This is a genomic window from Leucobacter sp. NPDC058333 (assembly GCF_042726155.1).
GTDB lineage: Bacteria > Actinomycetota > Actinomycetes > Actinomycetales > Microbacteriaceae > Leucobacter.
In genome coordinates this window covers 187,078-203,217 of sequence record NZ_JBHXHV010000003.1, presented here as the reverse complement: position 1 = coordinate 203,217, position 16,140 = coordinate 187,078, and the positions used below count along the sequence as shown (strand labels likewise).

The 16,140-nt window shown below is 64.1% G+C and carries 16 protein-coding genes; 10 read left to right on the top strand and 6 right to left on the bottom strand.

The features are described 5' to 3' along the window. Window positions 1–136: 136 nt before the first annotated feature. From ACFWHR_RS11460 to ACFWHR_RS11425, 8 genes are all read left to right on the top strand, one after another. Window positions 137–1,411: a glycine betaine/L-proline ABC transporter ATP-binding protein gene (locus tag ACFWHR_RS11460; protein ID WP_382448707.1), complete on the top strand. Its 1,275-nt coding sequence runs from the start codon at window positions 137–139 to the stop codon at window positions 1,409–1,411. Beyond that, a complete protein-coding gene (locus ACFWHR_RS11455; RefSeq protein WP_382448430.1) occupies window positions 1,411–2,316 on the top strand; it encodes an ABC transporter permease in 906 nt (301 codons plus the stop codon). The genes ACFWHR_RS11460 and ACFWHR_RS11455 overlap by 1 nt, the downstream gene beginning before the upstream one ends. A gap of 71 nt (window positions 2,317–2,387) precedes the next feature. Further along, entirely contained in the window at window positions 2,388–3,293 is a 906-nt protein-coding gene (locus ACFWHR_RS11450) for a glycine betaine ABC transporter substrate-binding protein (protein WP_382448429.1), read from the top strand. Window positions 3,294–3,367: 74 nt separating this feature from the next. Then, the gene (locus ACFWHR_RS11445; RefSeq protein ID WP_382448428.1) at window positions 3,368–3,850 is read left to right on the top strand and encodes a GyrI-like domain-containing protein; all 483 of its coding nucleotides are present in this window, start codon (window positions 3,368–3,370) and stop codon (window positions 3,848–3,850) included. 130 nt (window positions 3,851–3,980) lie between these two features. Continuing rightward, window positions 3,981–6,575: a valine--tRNA ligase gene (gene valS / locus ACFWHR_RS11440; RefSeq protein ID WP_382448427.1), complete on the top strand. Its 2,595-nt coding sequence runs from the start codon at window positions 3,981–3,983 to the stop codon at window positions 6,573–6,575. Between the two features lie 2 nt (window positions 6,576–6,577). After that, window positions 6,578–6,889, top strand: a complete 312-nt coding sequence (locus tag ACFWHR_RS11435; protein ID WP_382448426.1) for a Fe-S oxidoreductase — start codon at window positions 6,578–6,580, stop codon at window positions 6,887–6,889. 29 nt (window positions 6,890–6,918) lie between these two features. Beyond that, a complete protein-coding gene (locus tag ACFWHR_RS11430; RefSeq protein ID WP_382448425.1) occupies window positions 6,919–7,479 on the top strand; it encodes a hypothetical protein in 561 nt (186 codons plus the stop codon). Beyond that, on the top strand, window positions 7,476–8,093 hold the full coding sequence (locus tag ACFWHR_RS11425) for a histidine phosphatase family protein (RefSeq protein ID WP_382448424.1): 618 nt from the start codon (window positions 7,476–7,478) through the stop codon (window positions 8,091–8,093). The genes ACFWHR_RS11430 and ACFWHR_RS11425 overlap by 4 nt, the downstream gene beginning before the upstream one ends. On the opposite strand, the gene ACFWHR_RS11420 is transcribed toward ACFWHR_RS11425, so the two are convergent. The 5 genes from ACFWHR_RS11420 to ACFWHR_RS11400 form a co-directional block, all read right to left on the bottom strand. Further along, on the bottom strand, window positions 8,056–8,742 hold the full coding sequence (locus tag ACFWHR_RS11420; RefSeq protein ID WP_382448423.1) for a nucleoside/nucleotide kinase family protein: 687 nt from the start codon (window positions 8,740–8,742) through the stop codon (window positions 8,056–8,058). The genes ACFWHR_RS11425 and ACFWHR_RS11420 overlap by 38 nt on opposite strands. Further along, window positions 8,742–9,659 carry a PfkB family carbohydrate kinase gene (locus ACFWHR_RS11415; protein WP_382448422.1) on the bottom strand — a complete coding sequence of 306 codons (918 nt, stop codon included), beginning with the start codon at window positions 9,657–9,659 and terminating at the stop codon, window positions 8,742–8,744. The genes ACFWHR_RS11420 and ACFWHR_RS11415 overlap by 1 nt, the downstream gene beginning before the upstream one ends. Continuing rightward, a complete protein-coding gene (locus tag ACFWHR_RS11410) occupies window positions 9,652–10,482 on the bottom strand; it encodes an ATP-binding cassette domain-containing protein (protein WP_382448421.1) in 831 nt (276 codons plus the stop codon). Before ACFWHR_RS11410 ends, ACFWHR_RS11415 begins: the two co-directional genes overlap by 8 nt. Window positions 10,483–10,510: 28 nt before the next feature. Then, window positions 10,511–11,515, bottom strand: a complete 1,005-nt coding sequence (locus tag ACFWHR_RS11405) for an ABC transporter permease (RefSeq protein ID WP_382448420.1) — start codon at window positions 11,513–11,515, stop codon at window positions 10,511–10,513. Between the two features lie 84 nt (window positions 11,516–11,599). Then, window positions 11,600–12,631, bottom strand: a complete 1,032-nt coding sequence (locus ACFWHR_RS11400) for a substrate-binding domain-containing protein (protein WP_382448419.1) — start codon at window positions 12,629–12,631, stop codon at window positions 11,600–11,602. Between the two features lie 153 nt (window positions 12,632–12,784). On the opposite strand from ACFWHR_RS11400, the gene ACFWHR_RS11395 reads away from it, so the two are divergent. Together ACFWHR_RS11395 and fbaA are read left to right on the top strand one after the other, a co-directional pair. Beyond that, entirely contained in the window at window positions 12,785–13,798 is a 1,014-nt protein-coding gene (locus tag ACFWHR_RS11395) for a LacI family DNA-binding transcriptional regulator (RefSeq protein ID WP_382448418.1), read from the top strand. Continuing rightward, window positions 13,795–14,817 carry a class II fructose-bisphosphate aldolase gene (gene fbaA / locus ACFWHR_RS11390; protein ID WP_382448417.1) on the top strand — a complete coding sequence of 341 codons (1,023 nt, stop codon included), beginning with the start codon at window positions 13,795–13,797 and terminating at the stop codon, window positions 14,815–14,817. Before ACFWHR_RS11395 ends, fbaA begins: the two co-directional genes overlap by 4 nt. A gap of 50 nt (window positions 14,818–14,867) precedes the next feature. Here fbaA and clpX read toward each other — a convergent pair whose 3' ends face one another. Continuing rightward, window positions 14,868–16,139 carry an ATP-dependent Clp protease ATP-binding subunit ClpX gene (gene clpX / locus ACFWHR_RS11385; RefSeq protein WP_382448416.1) on the bottom strand — a complete coding sequence of 424 codons (1,272 nt, stop codon included), beginning with the start codon at window positions 16,137–16,139 and terminating at the stop codon, window positions 14,868–14,870. Window position 16,140 lies beyond the last annotated feature (1 nt).

The following is a 16,140-nucleotide window of genomic DNA, read 5'->3' as shown; positions in this document are numbered from 1 at the left end:
CCGCATTCGTCGTGCCAAGAACGAGGAGTTAATCGTGACCAGTACAACTGAACAGCCCGCAGCTGCGGGCGGAACCGGGCCGAAAGCCGCGGACGAGGCATCGGTCCCCGCAATTTCCGTGTCCCACGCCTACAAGGTGTTCGGTCGCCGACCCCGCGAGGTCGTCAAGCGTCTCCGCAACGGCGCATCCCGCGAAGCGGTCCGTGGCCAGGGCACCGCAGCGGTGATCGACACGAACTTCACGGTCAATCACGGTGAAATTTTCGTGGTGATGGGGCTCTCGGGCTCGGGCAAATCAACGCTCATCCGCATGCTTAACGGCCTGAACGATACAACCGAGGGCTCGATCTCGGTGTTTGGAACCGAAGTCGTCGGGCTCAGCGGCCAGGAGCTGCGCGAGCTGCGCCGCGACCGCATGTCGATGGTGTTCCAGCACTTTGCGCTGCTCCCCCACCGTAGTGTGCTCGACAACGTCGCCTACGGTCTCGAGCTGCAGGGCGTCGCACTTCCCGAGCGACGCGATCGCGCACGCCACTGGTTGGAGCGCGTCGGTCTGAGCGGTTGGGAAGACCACCTGCCGGGCGAGCTTTCCGGAGGCATGCAGCAGCGCGTCGGCATTGCTCGCGCATTCGCCGCAGACACCGACATTCTGCTCATGGACGAGGCGTTCTCCGCGCTCGACCCCCTGATCCGTCGCGAGATGCAAGAGCAGCTTGTCGAACTGCAGCAGGAGCTGAATAAGACCATTGTCTTCATCACGCACGACCTCAACGAGGCCATGTTCCTCGGTGATCGCATCGCGGTGATGCGAGACGGTCGTATCGTTCAGGTCGGCACCCCCAATGACATTCTTACCGACCCCGCGAACGACTACGTCGCGCAGTTCGTGCAAGACGTCGACCGCGCCCGCGTACTCACAGCGGGTGACGTCATGGAGCCCCCGCGCGCTGTCGTGCCAGCTTCTGCCGGCCCGCGCACCGCGCTGCGCACCATGCGCGACCTGCAGACCTCCGCGTGCTTCGTCACCACGGGTTCGCGAAAGCTGCTCGGCGTGGTGCGCGACAAGGACGTGCTGCGCCAAGTGCGCGAGGGTGGCACGGACATCACCGAGCGGTTGCGCCCGACGCCGTCGATCGTGAAGCCCGACCAGCTCATCTCTGAACTGTTCGAGCTGGCCGTCGAAAGCCCGCTCCCCGTAGCGGTCACTGACGAGCAGGATCGTCTCATTGGCGTCGTACCGCGCGTGACACTGCTGGCAGCGCTCACCGACCTGCCGACGATGACGACTGAGATCCCCATCATCGAGCCGACGCCCACCGTGTCTGCCGCGATGATCACCGAAACGCTGGGCGACACGCCCGCCGGCGTCGCCGTCGAAGGCCTCGCCACCGAGACTGAGGGGGCGCGCTGATGGATAACTTCCGCATCCCGCTCGGCGACTGGGTCGCCGATGGCCTGAACTGGTTCAAGGAAACGTTCGACGGATTCCTCGACTTCGTCACGCTCATCGTGAAGTTTCTGGTTGAGGGCCTCGCCGACGGCCTCACGGCCGTGCCATTCGCGGTGCTCATCATCGTGTTCGCTCTGATCGGATGGCTGCTTCGTTCGTGGCAGCTCGCGCTCGGCACCATCGTCACAATGCTGCTGATCGTGGCAATGGATCAGTGGGAAAACGCGATGCTCACGCTCGCCCTGGTACTGGTCGCCGCGGTCATTGCAATCGTGATCGCGATTCCCCTCGGCATTGCCGCGGCGCGCAACGACACGTTCAGCGCGATACTGAAGCCGGTCCTCGACTTCATGCAGACGATGCCCGCCTTCGTCTACCTGATCCCCGCGGTGATTTTCTTCAGCATCGGCTTCGTTCCTGGTGTCTTTGCGACCGTGCTGTTCTCCGTGGCTCCCGGCGTCAGGTTTACCGAACTCGGCATCCGCGGTGTCGACTCCGAGACCGTTGAAGCGGGCTACGCGTTCGGTGCTGCGCCCGGCAGGATCCTGCGCGGCATCCAGCTCCCACTTGCGATGCCCACCATCATGGCCGGCATCAACCAGGTCATCATGCTCGCGCTCTCGATGGCCGTCGTCGCCGGCATGGCCGGGGCCAACGGTCTCGGAAAAGAGGTGGTCGCGGCCATCTCCACGCTCGACATCGCGCAGGGCGTCGAAGCCGGTCTCAGCGTCGTGATCCTCGCAGTGTTTCTCGACCGCGTCACTGCGGCCCTCGGCAACCCGGGCGACTACAAGCACTCGTTGCTCGGCAGCCTCCGCAAGCGCCGCGATGCGCGTCGCACTCAATCAATGGCGAAAGCCGCGTAACGCGGACCGCCCATTACACCCGAACGACACACCACATCGTGCGCGCAGCGCACGGGACGAAAGGACACGGTATGCGGAAGCGCACTCTGACAAGCATGGTGGCGCTCAGCGCCGCTGCGACACTCGCACTCGCGGGCTGCTCGGGCTCCGGCGACAGCGGAGACAGCAAGGATGGCGGCGAGAACGGCACGATAACGCTCGGCTATCTTCCAGGCTGGACCGACGGGCTGAGTACCGCCTACCTGCTCGAGGATCAGCTCGGCAAGATGGGCTACTCCGTCGAAATGGAAGAACTCACCGACGCCGGCGTGCTCTACGCGGGCCTCGCTGGCGGCGACTTCGACATTTACCCGTCGGCGTGGCCCGAGGTGACACACGCCTCGTACATGAAGAAGTTCGGCGATGACATCGAGGACCTCGGCGGATACTACGAGGGTGCCGTGCTGACGCTCGCCGTGCCCGAGTACGTCGACATCGATTCGATCGACGAGCTCAAGGGTGAATCGGACCGCTTTGGCGGCGAGATCATCGGCATTGAACCGGGCGCCGGACTCACCAAGCAGACACAAGATGTCGCGATGCCGGAGTACGGTCTCGACAAGGACTACGAGCTCGTCACCTCTTCGACAGCCACGATGCTCGCAACGCTGAAGGACAAGATCGGCAATGAAGAGGACGTCGTCGTCACGCTGTGGCGTCCGTTCTGGGCCAACGATGCGTTCCCGCTGAAGGATCTCAAGGATCCGAAGGGCGCGATGGGCAAGCCGGAGTCGCTGCACTTCCTCGGCAAGAAGGGCATCTCAGAGGAGTACCCGGAGGTCGCCGACTACATCGCGAAGATCAAGCTCGACGACGAGGCCTATGGCGCGCTCGAGGGGCTCGTGACCGGCGACGAGTACAAGAATGACCCCGAGGGCGCGGTTGACGCGTGGCTCGAAGAATACGGCGATGCCTACCCCGGGTTGCTCACGAAGTAATCGCACCGCGTACGTGGATCGCGTACGATCGTGAGCGTCGGGCTACTGCCCCAGCCAGCATCGAGGGAGTTTCCATGAGTGAGTCAATCATCGAGCCCCAGATCGAGGCCAGGCCAGAGGTCCACCTCGCGGTCGTACGCGATACCGTCGCGTTTGAGCGTATTCCTGAGCTGTACCACCGCGCGTACCCCGCCATTTTCGGCGCACTCGCAGCGGCCAACATCACCCCGGCCGCGGCGCCTATGGGCGTGATGCACGGAGCTCCCACCGCCGCGGGCCTCGACCTTTCTGTCGCAGTGCCGCTTTCTGAACCCTTCGCGCACGCCGACGACACGGTGTCAGCGGAGACTCTGCCGGCCGCCCGCACCGCGACGCTGCTACTGCGCGGCGACTACAACGGCCTCGCCGCCGGTTATGAACGCCTCAATGCTTGGATCCTCGATCAGGGCGAAACCTCCGCGGGCATCTCGTGGGAGCAGTACCTCACTGAGCCCGCCCCCGATGGCGACCCCGCTCTGAACGAGACACTGCTCGGGGTGCAGCTCACCGCGGTGTGATCGCCGGTAAGCTTGAGGGCACACCTTCAGGCACCAGTGCGACGATTGCTGTCGCGCGATCACGCGGTGCCGTCCACATCGAACCCCGATTCCGCGAGAGCGCGCGGCGTCGAGAAGCGGAGCCCCACGCATGAGCGCGATTCCCGAGAAGCCGGCACTCGAAGGCCTCGAAGCAAAGTGGGGCCCGATCTGGGAAGAGTCGGGCACGTACGCTTTTCCGCGTGAGCGCGCGACTCGTGAGAACATCTACAGCATCGACACGCCGCCCCCGACCGCCTCGGGCTCGCTGCACGTCGGGCACGTATTTTCGTATACGCACACCGATACCGTTGCGCGATTCCAGCGCATGCGAGGCAAAGATGTCTTCTACCCGATGGGCTGGGACGACAATGGCCTCCCCACCGAGCGCCGGGTGCAGAACTACTACGGTGTGCGGTGCGATCCGACACTCCCGTACGTCGAGAACTTCGTTCCCCCGCACGAGGGTGGCGACGGGAAGAGCATCAAGGCGGCGGATCAGCAGCCGATCTCGCGCCGCAACTTCATCGAGTTGTGTGAGCGTCTGACCTTCGAAGACGAGCAACAGTTCGAAGACCTGTGGCGCACGCTCGGCCTTTCGGTCGACTGGAAGCAGACCTACCGCACGATCGGCGCCGATTCGCTTCGCGCATCACAGCTCGCCTTCTTGCGCAACGTCGCGCGCGGCGAGGCCTACCAGGCACAGGCGCCCACGCTGTGGGACGTTACGTTCCGCACGGCCGTTGCGCAGGCCGAACTCGAAGACCGCGAGCAGCCGAGCGCCTATCACACGCTCGCGTTCCACAAGACGGACGGCTCGGGCGACATTCTCATCGACACCACCCGTCCCGAGCTGCTCGCAGCGTGCGTGGCTCTCGTGGCACACCCAGACGATGAGCGTTTCCAGCCGCTGTTCGGCAGCACCGTGCGCACGCCACTCTTCGACGTCGAGGTGCCGATCCTCGCCCACCATCTCGCCCAGAAAGATAAGGGCACCGGCATCGCAATGATCTGCACATTCGGTGATGTCACCGACGTTGTCTGGTGGCGTGAACTCGACCTGCCAAATCGCGCAATTCTCGGTTTTGACGGCCGGGTCATCTCAGAAGCTCCCGAAGCGATCACGAGCGAGGCCGGCCGAGCTGCGTACGCCGCCATCGCGGGCAAGACGGTTTTCAGCGCGAAGCAGACCGTCGTGGAGGCGCTGCAGGCCACAGGCGAACTCGTCGGCGACATCCGCAAGATCACCCACCCGGTGAAGTTCTTCGAGAAGGGCGACAAGCCGCTCGAGATCGTGTCGACGCGTCAGTGGTACGTCGTCAATGGCGCGCGCGATGAATCGCTGCGCGAGCGGTTGCTGGCTCACGGCCGGGAGCTCGAGTGGCACCCCGACTTCATGCGCGTGCGCTACGAGAACTGGGTCGAGGGACTCGCCGGAGACTGGCTCATTTCGCGCCAGCGGTTCTTCGGTGTGCCGATCCCGGTCTGGTACCCGCTCGATGCCGAGGGCAATCCCGTCTTCGACCAGCCGATTCTTCCGGCAGAAGACGAGCTGCCCGTCGACCCCTCGAGTGATGTGCCCGCGGGATACTCCGCAGAACAGCGGGGTGTCGCCGGCGGTTTCCAGGGCGAGGTCGACGTGATGGACACCTGGGCGACCTCGTCACTCACCCCGCAGCTCGCTGGCGGCTGGGAGCGCGACCCCGAGTTGTTCGACCTCGTGTACCCGTTTAGCCTTCGCCCGCAGGGTCAAGACATCATCCGCACGTGGCTCTTCTCGACCGTGCTTCGCTCTGAGCTCGAGGGCGGCCAGCTGCCCTGGCAGCACGCCGGCATCTCCGGGTGGATTCTCGACCCCGATCGTAAGAAGATGTCAAAGTCGAAGGGCAACGTGGTCACCCCGGCGGGCATGCTCGCGCAGCACGGCTCAGATGCGGTGCGTTACTGGGCGGCTTCCGCGAAGCTCGGCACTGACGCGGCGTTCGATGCACAGAATCCCACCCAGATCAAGATCGGTCGACGGCTCGCGATCAAACTGCTGAATGCGGCGAAGTTTACGTTGAGCTTCGATGCGTCGGGCGCCGGCACCGTGACCGAGGCACTCGATCGCGCGGTACTCGCTGGGCTTGCGCGCGTGATCGAGGATTCGACCCGCGCGTTCGAGAACTACGATCACGCGCGAGCGCTCGAGATCACGGAGTCGTACTTCTGGACGTTCTGCGACGACTACCTCGAGCTCGTCAAGGAGCGCGCCCACAACGGCACCGGTCAGGCTCAAGCCTCCGCTGTCACGGCGCTGCGCACCTCGCTCTCGGTCTTCGTGCGGTTGCTCGCCCCGTTCTTGCCGTTCGCGACCGAAGAGGTGTGGTCATGGTTCGGCGAGGGTTCAGTGCACCGGGCCGAGTGGCCCGTCGCTGATGAGGCGACCTCCCTTGCTGGCGAAGCCGCCGATGCCGGATTGCTCGGGCTCGTCGGCGAAGCGCTCGTCGGCATTCGCGGGGCAAAGACCGCAGCGAAAGCATCGCAGAAAACTCCGGTCTCGCTCGCCGTGGTGGAGGCTGCTGAGGCTGACGTCACCCGTCTCGAATCGGCCTCGGCCGACCTCGCGGCAGTCGGTCGCATCGCTGAGCTGCGCATCGAGGTCGGCGCGGCAGACGCGAGCCGCGTGACGGTGGCAGACATCCAGCTCGCACCCGCGGAGGCCTGAGCATGCAGCTGGGCGCACGCTGGAACACGGGCTCGGCCCCCCACCGCAGCGTGCCCCAGCTGCTGCACACAGCGATTTCCGAACAGGAAGCGCTGCACCCCGCGGCAGATTCGTGGACGCTGACCTGGCTCGAGGGCCGGCCGCGCTGCGTGCTCGATGACACGGTATTCGTCGGGCTCGATGCGCACGGCCGCGTGCGAGTCGGCCCGGTACAGAGTGCGGCGGCAGGCGGCGCAGCAGCGGGGTCGGCCGCGGCTGGCACAGTGAATTCGCCCAACGAAGACCCCGAAGAAGATGACGACTGGCTGAGCTAGGCCCATCCGCGAAGTTGAGGAGTACGATCATGACCCGCACCACGGTTCACCCGTTTGCGCGACTGAGCGCAGGGGCCGCCGTTGCGGCCGCGATCCTCGTGTTGTTCACGGGTTGCGCCCCCGAACCGGGATCAAGTGGCAGCGACGCGGGCACCGACGCCTCTGTGTCAGCGCCCGCTGACACAAAGGGCGCGAACGCTGATAGCGACTCGGCCGCCGACGCCACGGGGAGTTGGCAGCAGCAGGGCGATCCCGCCGAGAGTTCGAAGTCGCACGAGCTCCCTGCCTCATTCCCGAGCGACGCATTCGTGCTGCCACCGGATGCACCGATCGACGACGCGGGTGAGCGCGCAACCGGCGAATGGTATCTCGTTCTGTCGGTTCCGAACGCCGAAGCAGCGAAGACTCTGTGGCAGTCGATCATCGACTCGAGTGGTTTCACCGAGTCTGATCGGTCGACCACCGACGACGGCGGCGTATCGGCGAATCTGAACAGTGACGCCCTGAGTGTCGTAGCCCTGCAAATTCCGCAGCCCGACGGCTCGGTGCTCGTGAGCTTCGACATCGCGACGCCGTCCGCAGCCGAGTGAGCGTGCACGTTGCGCTCATCCGGCACGGGCAGACCGACTGGAATCGAGCACAGCGGATGCAGGGTCGCACTGACATTCCGCTCAATGAAACGGGGCGGCAACAGGCGCGCGAACTCGCGGAACAGCTCGCGGCCGGCGACGAGTGGCACGCCGTAGTGACCAGTCCGTTGCTCCGCGCGAGCGGCACCGCCGAGATCATCGCTAAGCGACTCGGTATCGAGGTGGTACTGCCGTGCCACGATCTCATCGAGCGTTCGTTCGGGGATGCGGAGGGGCTCTCCCCCACAACCGCGCTTACGCGCTGGCCGACACGAGAGTACCCGGGCATGGAGGGTCATGGGGCCGTCGCGCAGCGAGGACAGCGCGCCCTGAACGCAATAGACGCCCGGTTTTCAGGAAAACGGGTGCTCGCCGTTTCTCACGGGTCGTTCATGCGTCACCTACTCGCCCACATCGCCGGAACACAGGTGGCGGACATGCCGCGACTCGAAAATGCAACAGTGTCAGAGGTCTCAGCGACCGACGATGGATCGTGGCACATCAGGAGCATCGCTGGGGCACCATTCGTGCCCCCGGCTACGAGGCCTGCGGCGGAACTCGATCTGTCAGGCTGAACACGTGGTCAGCGAGCGCCGCCGTCGCAATGATCATTTCGGCGTTCCGCTGATCGCTGCCCGCTGATCGTTCAATCGCTGCCTCTCGGCTTCGTCCGAAGCGCATGTGGCGGTCGACAAGCTGTTGCATTCGGCGTTCCTCGTCGGGGGCGATGAACCAGCTCTCGTCGAGGATCTCGCGTGCGCGCGGCCACGGCTCGTCGCCGAGCAACAAGTAGTTTCCCTCGGTAATTACGAGCGGCGTTTCTCGCAGAACAGGAATGGACGATCCGATGGGTTCCTCGATATCTCGACGGAACACCGGCGCATACACAACGTCTTCGTCCACGCCGGGTACGCCCGTGCCCTGCGCTTGGATTCGTCGCATGAGCGACACGTACCCCGACGCGTCAAAGGTGTCGTGCGCCCCCTTCGTTGCCATTCGGCCGAGGGATTCAAGCACTTCGTTGGCGAGGTGATAGCCGTCCATCGGCACGAGCACCGCGAGCGACGGGCCGAGCTCTGCCACGAGCGCCTCGGCCAGTGTGGACTTTCCCGCTCCAGGTGCGCCCGTGATTCCGAGAATCTTGCGCTCACCCGGTACAGCGAGTGCGTGTGCTCGATCAAGCAACGCTGCGAATGACGTGCGTTCTCGCTGGAGTGTGTGCATCAGGCCCCTCCAGAAGCGCGCGGCGGCTGCGACCGCTTTCGTATTGTCGATAGCCAGCTTCTCGGGCCGACGTGTGCACATCGTATCGCTGCGATTTCGCTCGCGTAGGCAACTCGCTCGGAAACGGTGTGATCTGAGGCGATCGCATACGCGTAGGCGCCGTGAAACACATCGCCAGCCCCCAGGGTATCGACGGCTTGAATTTGGGGAACGGGAGACGCGCCCGTTCCCCCCGCCGACCACCACCGGACTGGCCCGTCCCCGGCGGTTGCGACTACGTGGGGCACGCCCCGCTCGACGAGCCACCGGGCGGTGTCTTCAGAGTTCTCCGCACCCGGCGTGCGGAAGTCTGCCGACATAACGACGTCGCTGACTCCGTCGAATAGCCTGGCCATGATTGGCCTCCAGCGCCCCGCGTCGAGCACGGTCGGCAGACCACGCTGATCAGCGAGCACTGCCGCTGCACGCGCAAGCGATGGGTGGTGACCGTCGATGAGCACGACCTCCGCACCATCGAACGCCGATTCGAGCACGGCAGCGTTGGGCGGCGCGACGGACAGGGACGCCCCGTCCCCGCCGATCACTGATCGCTCGCCCGTTGCCTCGATCACAGCCACGGACGATAGCGGAGCCGACTCGCGCGCCTCGGGCGCGACGTCGATGACGCGCACACCCTGCTCCGCAAGTTCAGCGCGAATGATCTCGGCGACCGGCCCTGAACCAACGGCTGAGAGCAGGGTCGCGCTCCCGCCCAATGCCGCAAACGTCACTGCCGCGTTCGCGGCTGGACCACCGGCGGCGACAAACTGCGCGATCGAGGTGATCTTTTCGTTAGGACCCGGATGTCGCTCGACGCGGTGAATCACGTCGAGCGTGGCGAGGCCGACAAAGACGCCGACCGGCTTCCGCTCAGGCATTGCCTGCGGCCTCCTCGTCGCTCGGACGCTCGGCTCCGGTCATCAACGCCACTACCTCAGACATGGAGCGTTTGGCTGGATCGACGACGGCCGCTCGTTTGCCGAGGCGGTGCACGTGAATGCGGTCGGCCACCTCAAACACGTGCGGCATGTCATGGCTGATCAGCACGACCGGAATGCCGCGATCCCGAATTGATCGAATCAGCTCGATGACCTGGCCCGATTCGCGCACTCCGAGGGCCGCGGTCGGCTCATCCATGATGATCACTCCGCGTCCAAACGCCGCCGCGCGAGACACCGCGACGCCCTGCCGCTGACCGCCAGAGAGTGTTTCGACCGACTGGTTCACCGATTTGATGCCGATCTGCAAATCGGCAAGGTGTTGCGTAGCTTCCGACCGCATGCGCGGCATATCGAGTCTACGAAGCACCTTTCCCATGAATCCTGCGCGACGAATCTCGCGCCCGAGATAGAGGTTCGATGCGATGTCAAGTGCCGGGATCACTGCGAGGTCTTGATACACGGTCTCGATTCCGGCGGCGCGCGCATCGCCCGTATTTTTGAACTGCACCTCAGCGCCGTCCATGTAGATGGTTCCCTCGTCGGGGACGACGGCTCCGGCGAGAGCCTTGATCAGACTTGACTTGCCCGCGCCGTTGTCGCCGATTACAGCGAGCACCTCGCCGTGCCTGAGATCGAAGTCGGCGCCGTTGATCGCGGTGACGCTGCCGTATCGTTTGACCAGTCCGCGCGCATGGAGCGCGAGCGGCCGTTCTGACGCGACCGAAGCGGCGCCTGCCGCAGTAGATTCTGTTTCACGCATGGTGTTTCCTCCTGTACTGCTCCCCCGGTCAGCGCGCGGTGCGTCGGCGCATGAACTGGTCGATAGTTACGGCAACGATCACGAGCACGCCGGTCGCGATGTTCTGGTAGAGGTTGTCCACACCCGCGAGGGTGAGGCCATTGCGCAGCACGCCGACGATCAGCGTGCCGATCAGGGTGCCGAGCACACCGCCACGGCCGCCAAACAGACTGGTTCCGCCGATTACGACCGCTGTGATCGTCTCGAGGTTGGCGTTCTGAAACGCGTTCGGATCGGCGTTCGGAATGCGACCGAGCGCCGCCCAAGCTGCGATCATTGCGATAACTCCCGCCACGACGTACACCGAGAAAATAGTGCGGTTGGTTTTGACCCCCGAGAGGCGCGCCGCGACCGGATTGCCGCCCACCGCATACACGTGCTTGCCCCAAGCGGTTTGCGTCAGGGCATACCCGACAACAAGGTAGACGAGCAGCATCGCGACCACGCCGTAGGTCGTGACGAACGTTCCGATGCGGAATGAGGTGCCCAGGAAAATCAGCAGTGGATCGGTGACGGTGAAGGTCTGCGAACCGGCGATCAGCCGTGTCGCCGCAACGATCGCCGTGAATGTGCCCAGGGTGACAATGAATGGGGGCAACCGAAGCAGCGTCACGAGCGTGCCGTTCAGTGAGCCGAGCGCGACGCACACGAGCAGCGCGATGAGCAGGCCGACGACTGAACCGAACGATCCTGATCCGATGGCAAGCACGATCGTTCCGAGCACCGCGATAGCGCCGATCGACAGGTCAATGCCCGCGGTCAGAATGATCAGCGTTTGGGCGACCGCCAAAATGCCGATCACCACCGACTGCTGCAGAATGAGCGAGAAATTGCCCAGTGTGAGAAAGCGTGGTGACAGCACGCTGAACACGATGAGCGCGACGACGAGCGCCACGGTCGATCCGAAGAGCGGAGCCTGCAGCACACGACCCCAACTGAAGCTGGTGCGCTGAGCGAGCGGCGATGGCATCGCCTGGGTGGGTGTTGCGGTCATTTCGGTACGTCCTCTTTCCTCGGGTGGACCGCGCGGATTGCGCGGTCCACCGTCGTCGAACGGGGGTGTCGGCGTGGACTCGTGTTAGCCCCAGCAGTTATCGGCGCCCCACGCCGAATCCTTGGAGTCAAGGCCGTCCACCGGCTTGTCGGTGATGAGTACCGAACCTGTGTCGTTAAAGCCAGCCTTCGGCTTCGTGCCGTCCTTCGCATAACTCGCGATTGCTTCGACGCCCTGCTCGGCCATCTTGGTCGGGAACTGCATCACGGTCGCCCCAATGACGCCCTTCTTCACGTTTTCTACTCCAGTGCACGAACCATCAATTGAACCGATGAGTACCTGGTCTTCTTTGCCCGCTGCTTTGATCGCCGCATAGCCGCCGGCTGCCGCCGGCTCGTTGATCGTGTATAGCGCGTTTGCCTCTGGGGCGCGCTGCAGCAGATTTTCCATTGCGGTCTGCGCCTTGGTCTGGTCGCCGTTGGTATTCTCCATGCCGAGCACCTCGGGGGAATCCTCCGTGAGTTCCATCCCCTTCAGGAAGCCGTCGTGACGGAAAGTATCAACCGTGCCTCCGGGGGTGCCGTCGAGCATCACGAGCTGGGGCTTCTTGTCACCCAAGCTCGCCTTCACCCACGACCCCTGAGCGACACCGGCGGCGAGGTTGTCGGTGGCAAACGTCGCGTCAACGGCGTCTTCCGGGTCGGTCGCAGTGTCGAGCGCAACGACAAGGACACCCTGATCCCGCGCCTGTTTGATCGCCGCGAGAATACCCGACGAGGAGTTCGGCGTGATCATGATGCCCTGAACGCCCTGGCTCACCAGGTTTTCGATAGCGGCAACCTGCCCCTCGTTGTCGCCGTCGAACGAGCCGGCGAGTGCGATGAGTTCCGCACCCTGCTTATCGGCTGCGTCCTGAGCCGACTCACGCATCTTGACGAAGAACGGGTTGGAGTCCGTCTTTGTCACGAGGCCAATCTTGAGGTCCCCCTCCGGGGCCGCCGCTCCATCACCGCCGCCGCTGTCGGAAGCCGAGCAGGCCGTGACGCCGAGCAGCATCACCGCCGCAGCGACCGCAGCTGCGCGCACACCCATGCGATATGAAAACCGTGTGTTCATCTGAGAGCTCCTTCGATCCCGTGTCGGACTTCTCTGTCCACGGACACCATAAGCAGCACGCAAGCGCTTGCGCAAGCGCTTTCGTGAATCTGCATGATTCTGTTATCGTGTGCCCAGACGTCCAGCGCGAAAGGAAGTCACACTGTGGTGACAATGGCCGAGGTTGCGGAGCTCTCCGGGGTGTCTTCAAGCACCGTGTCGCACGTGCTCAATGGCACGCGCCACGTCAGTGGTGAGACGCGCGAGCGCGTCGAGCGGGCGGTCGCCGAACTCGGGTATCGCAGAAATACCGCTGCCCGAACCCTCGCAGGCGGCCGGTCGCACACGATCGGCCTGGCCATCTCCGGCCTCACGAACCCCTACTTCGGCCCGCTACTGCATGCCATTGAGCAACGCGTTTCCGACGCAGACTATGTGCTGGTGCTCGGGGACACGCACGACGACGCGGAAATGGAGCGTCGGGTCATCGAATCGCTTCTGGATCGCCGCGTCGACGGCATCATTGTGGCGCCGTCGCGGGGGTTCATCGAGCACTCGGCACAGCTCATCGCAGACGCCGACACGCCACTCGTGATCATCGACCGAAGCATTGATCTCGCCTGCGATCAGCTGGCCCCCGAGAACAGTGAATCAGCTGCAACACTAACGAGTCATCTCATTTCCCACGGCCACGAACGCATCGCCGCAATCGGCGGTCTTCCCGGCCTCGCCTCAACTTCAGAGCGACTCGAAGGCTACAAGCTCGCGCTCGAGCGTGCCGGAGTGCCACTTGACCCAGCAATGATCGTGTCGGGCGAGTCCAATACTGACACCGCCGAGGCCGTTGTCTCGGAGTTGCTCGAAGGTCCCCGTCCTCCCACTGCGATCCTGACTCTGAACAACGCCATGACGATCGGCGCGCTTCGAGCGGCACGACGTCGGGGGCTTCGGATTCCGGCTGATATCGCGCTCGCAGCCTACGACGACTTTGAGTGGAGCGACCTGTTTGAGCCCGGCCTCACCGCGATCGCCCAGAACGTGACACGTCTGGGTCATGAAGCCGTCGATCTCTTGTTCGCTCGCGTCGCCGGCGATACGCGCGAGCACGACGTTCGCGTCATCCCGACCACATTCCAGCGTCGCACATCGTGCGGATGCCCAGACACCGCAACGAAAGGCACCTCGTGACCATCGCCTCCTCCGACACCTACGCCGCAGTGATCGACCACGCGAAAGCGCGCGGCTTCGCTCTTCCCGCGATCAACGTGACGAGTTCCCAGAGCCTCAATGCGGCGCTGCAGGGCTTTGCTGACGCTGAGAGCGACGGCATCATTCAGATCTCGCTGGGAACTGCGCTGTATCTGTCAGGCAATCGCGTGCAGGATCGCGCAAAGGGTTCGCGCGCACTTGCCCTCTACGCGCACGAAGTCGCCGCAGACTACGGCGTCAATGTGGCGCTGCACACCGACCACTGCCCGAAGCAGCATCTCGACGACTGGGTACGCCCGCTCTTAAACGATGGCATCGAGCGCCGGGCGCGCGGACTGGAGCCGCTGTTTCAGTCGCACATGTGGGATGGCTCCGCCGTGCCGCTCAGCGAGAACCTGAGCGTTGCAGAAGAGCTTCTCGAGCTGAGTGCGCGGGCGCACACCATCCTCGAGATCGAGGTCGGCGTCGTTGGTGGCGAAGAAGACGGCATCTCGCACGACATCAACGACGATCTGTACTCAACTGTTGATGACGCTCGCGCGACCGTCGCGGCACTGGGGCTTGGCGAGCGCGGACGCTATCTCACCGCGCTCACGTTTGGCAACGTGCACGGCGTCTACAACCCGGCCGCGGTACATCTACGCCCGGAGCTGCTCGGCGACATCCAGCGCGAGATCGGCGCTGAGACGGGCCGAGAACGGCCATTTGATTTGGTGTTCCACGGCGGATCGGGTTCGTCCCCGCAAGATATTGCGGCGGCCGTCGCGCATGGCGTTGTGAAGATGAACATCGACACGGACACGCAGTACGCGTTCACGCGGTCGATTGCCGGGCATATGCTGTCGAACTGGGATCGCGTGGTGAAGGTCGACGGAGGCTACGGTGACAAAAAGTACTACGACCCGCGCGCATGGGGGAAGCCGGCTGAAAACGCAATGGCCGCCCGCGTCGTGCAGGCCGCTGAAGAGCTCGGCTCGGCGGGAAACTCGCTGCGCTAGAGGCTTTCGGAGCGCTCAACGCTCTCGGTGCGCTAGGCCCGTTCGGTACGCTAGGCGCTCTCGCGCCCACCGCGGGCTTGGAGCACGCGCGGGCTCGCCTCGCCGAGCACGGATTCACGCGTGACGATCACCTTGGTGATGTCGCCGTCTGACGGAACCTCGAACATCACGGGCCCGAGCACCCCCTCGAGAATGGCGCGGAGACCGCGAGCACCCGTCTTCCGTTCGACCGCGAGATCGGCGATGGCTTCAAGGGCGGCATCTTCGAACTCGAGGCTCACGCCATCAAGTTCGAACATGCGCTGGTACTGCTTCACGAGCGCGTTCTTCGGCTCGGTCAAGATGCGTGTCAGCGCTTCGACGTCGAGCGGATCGACGGTCGCGACGATTGGCAGGCGGCCGATGAATTCGGGAATGAGGCCGAACTTGTGCAGGTCTTCGGGCTGCACCTGAGAGAAGAGTTGATCATCGTTGCGCTTGCTCGACACCGGTGCACCGAACCCGATGCCGCCCTTGCCGAGCCGTGACCCGATGATCTCCTCGAGGCCCGCGAAGGCGCCGGCCACGATGAAGAGCACGTTCGTCGTATCGAGTTGGATGAACTCCTGGTTCGGATGCTTGCGACCGCCCTGTGGCGGGATGGAGGCGACCGTTCCCTCCAAGATTTTGAGCAGTGCCTGCTGCACGCCCTCGCCGGAGACATCGCGCGTGATCGACGGGTTCTCGGCCTTGCGCGAGATCTTGTCGATCTCGTCGATGTAAATGATGCCCATCTCGGCACGCGGCACATCAAAATCAGCAGCCTGCAGTAGCTTCAGCAAAATGTTCTCGACGTCTTCGCCGACGTAGCCAGCCTCCGTGAGTGCGGTCGCGTCGGCGACAGCAAACGGCACGCCCAGCTGTCGCGCGAGGGACTGCGCCAGATACGTCTTGCCACAGCCCGTCGGGCCGATGAGCAGGATGTTGGACTTCGCGATCTCGACCTGCTCCGATGCAACCTCGGCGCTGGCCAGCGAAGTGAGGGCACGCACGCGCTTGTAGTGGTTGTAGACCGCGACCGCGAGAGACTGCTTCGCCCGATCCTGACCGATGACGTACTGGTTCAGGAAATCGGCGATCTCACGCGGCTTGTGCAGGGTGAAGTCTGAGGTTTCGCCCGTCTGGTGTTCAGCCAGTCGCTCCTCAATGATCTCGTTGCAGAGCGCGACGCACTCATCGCAGATGTAGATCTGCGGGCCAGCGATGAGCTGCTGTACCTGCTTCTGCGACTTACCGCAGAAGGAGCACTTGAGCAGCTCGCTGCTCTCGCCGATCTTCGCCATG

Coding starts and splice junctions, on each gene's coding strand:
- ACFWHR_RS11430 (WP_382448425.1), top strand. CDS start 6,919: ATGACCCGCACCACGGTTCACCCGTTTGCGCGACTGAGCGCAGGGGCC.
- ACFWHR_RS11400 (WP_382448419.1), bottom strand. CDS start 12,631: ATGAACACACGGTTTTCATATCGCATGGGTGTGCGCGCAGCTGCGGTC.
- ACFWHR_RS11410 (WP_382448421.1), bottom strand. CDS start 10,482: ATGCGTGAAACAGAATCTACTGCGGCAGGCGCCGCTTCGGTCGCGTCA.
- ACFWHR_RS11435 (WP_382448426.1), top strand. CDS start 6,578: ATGCAGCTGGGCGCACGCTGGAACACGGGCTCGGCCCCCCACCGCAGC.
- ACFWHR_RS11420 (WP_382448423.1), bottom strand. CDS start 8,742: ATGCACACACTCCAGCGAGAACGCACGTCATTCGCAGCGTTGCTTGAT.
- ACFWHR_RS11405 (WP_382448420.1), bottom strand. CDS start 11,515: ATGACCGCAACACCCACCCAGGCGATGCCATCGCCGCTCGCTCAGCGC.
- valS (WP_382448427.1), top strand. CDS start 3,981: ATGAGCGCGATTCCCGAGAAGCCGGCACTCGAAGGCCTCGAAGCAAAG.
- ACFWHR_RS11450 (WP_382448429.1), top strand. CDS start 2,388: ATGCGGAAGCGCACTCTGACAAGCATGGTGGCGCTCAGCGCCGCTGCG.
- ACFWHR_RS11445 (WP_382448428.1), top strand. CDS start 3,368: ATGAGTGAGTCAATCATCGAGCCCCAGATCGAGGCCAGGCCAGAGGTC.
- ACFWHR_RS11395 (WP_382448418.1), top strand. CDS start 12,785: ATGGCCGAGGTTGCGGAGCTCTCCGGGGTGTCTTCAAGCACCGTGTCG.
- ACFWHR_RS11415 (WP_382448422.1), bottom strand. CDS start 9,659: ATGCCTGAGCGGAAGCCGGTCGGCGTCTTTGTCGGCCTCGCCACGCTC.
- ACFWHR_RS11455 (WP_382448430.1), top strand. CDS start 1,411: ATGGATAACTTCCGCATCCCGCTCGGCGACTGGGTCGCCGATGGCCTG.
- clpX (WP_382448416.1), bottom strand. CDS start 16,139: ATGGCGAAGATCGGCGAGAGCAGCGAGCTGCTCAAGTGCTCCTTCTGC.